The sequence below is a fragment of the Microcoleus sp. T3_D1 genome, assembly GCF_036700405.1.
In the GTDB taxonomy this organism is placed as follows: domain Bacteria; phylum Cyanobacteriota; class Cyanobacteriia; order Cyanobacteriales; family Microcoleaceae; genus Microcoleus.
On sequence record NZ_JAUBOV010000196.1, the window covers coordinates 1 to 1566 of the forward strand.

Annotated in this window: 1 protein-coding gene; it reads left to right on the forward strand. The window is 44.0% G+C overall.

Annotation, left to right across the window (positions count from 1 at the left end; translation table 11 throughout):
* The first annotated feature begins 150 nt into the window (after nucleotides 1-150).
* The gene (locus tag QT992_RS33330) at nucleotides 151-1344 is read left to right on the forward strand and encodes an ISAs1 family transposase (RefSeq protein ID WP_333378750.1); all 1194 of its coding nucleotides are present in this window, start codon (nucleotides 151-153) and stop codon (nucleotides 1342-1344) included.
* Nucleotides 1345-1566 lie beyond the last annotated feature (222 nt).

Here is a 1566-nt window from a genome sequence, read left to right on the forward strand (position 1 = left end):
CAGGGTAATCGCATCTAATTTGGTATAAATTGTACTTGACAAATTACAGAAAAAAAACTATATAGGCCAGGAGTTCTACAGATGGCGTTGGCGACGAACAAGCAGTTAAACTGGGGATGGTACAATTGCTCCTATTCCTAGCTCAGGCAGATGAAAAAAGGCTTTGGTAAAGTTGTTCTCAACTCTCAGCAGCAACGAGAGGTTAAAATTCTCAAGCAGAGTGTACTCAAGCATTTTCAGCAAATACCGGACCCTCGTGTGGAGAGAACAAGACACCACAGTTTGGAAGCTATTCTCACCATAGCCATTTTAGCGGTGCTATCAGGGGCGGACGGATTCGTTGCCATTGAGGTTTACGGCAAAACAAAGCAATCTTGGTTAGAGCAATTTTTAGACTTGCCTCATGGGATTCCATCCCACGATACCTTTGGGCGGGTGATAGGATCGATTGATCCGATAGCATTACAGGAGAGCTTTTTGGAGTGGATTGCTACGATCGCGGCGAAATTGAAGATCGAAGTAATTCATATAGATGGCAAGACGTCCAGGGGTTCCTATGATCGAGAAGGTCAGCTCAAAGCGTTGCATACGGTGAGTGCGTGGAGTAGTGAACATGGGTTGGTACTGGCACAACAAAAAGTTAAAGATAAGTCAAATGAAATTACAGCAGTACCGCAGCTTCTGACATTGCTTAATCTCAAGGGGGCGGTAGTTACCCTTGATGCTATGGGTACCCAAACCGAAATTGCTCGTCAAATTAAGCGACAAGACGGGAACTATCTGTTGGCTCTTAAAGGCAACCAGCTCAATCTTTACCAACAAGTGGAATCTTGGTTCGAGGAAGCAAGTACCAAGTCTTGGGAAGGAATTGAGTACAGCTATCATGAAACTGTGGAGGCGGGGCATCACCGTGTAGAAACTCGGCAAGTATGGGTAGTGAGTGTTAAACAATTACCACGGTTACATCGACAAAGCCAATGGGAGGGTCTAACTACAGTAGTGATGGTTCGCAGGCGGCGACAATTATGGAATAAAACCACCACGGAGATTCAATTTTATCTGAGCAGTCTGGAAGCCGATGCCGAGCGACATAGCTGGGTGATTCGTTCCCATTGGAGCATTGAAAATAGTCTGCATTGGGTGTTAGATGTCACATTTAATGAGGATGCCAGTCGGATTCGACAGGGCAATGCTGCCCAAAATCTGGGCTTGTTGCGTCATTTGAGTATTAGTTTACTCAAGCAGGAGCCGTCGAAGTTGAGTTTAAAAATGAAGCGCTACACTGCGGGCATGGATAATAATTTTCTGCTCCAAATCCTCAGTGCTGGTCTGGTAGAAATTTAATAAAAATCTAATAGAGACAAGCTTATTGTCCTCCCAATTAAAACTAGGTAATAGAAGGCTTTCAACTTGGTTTAGTCCCCCGAATATCGGGTTTTTACCGCTATCCATACAGTTATTATTTTTACGGGTTCATACTCTTTGACGCTTTTCGTTGAATCCCTCTGTCAAATGTCAAGCCAATCTTCTTGACAATGACATCGAAATTAAGATGCGATTACCCTG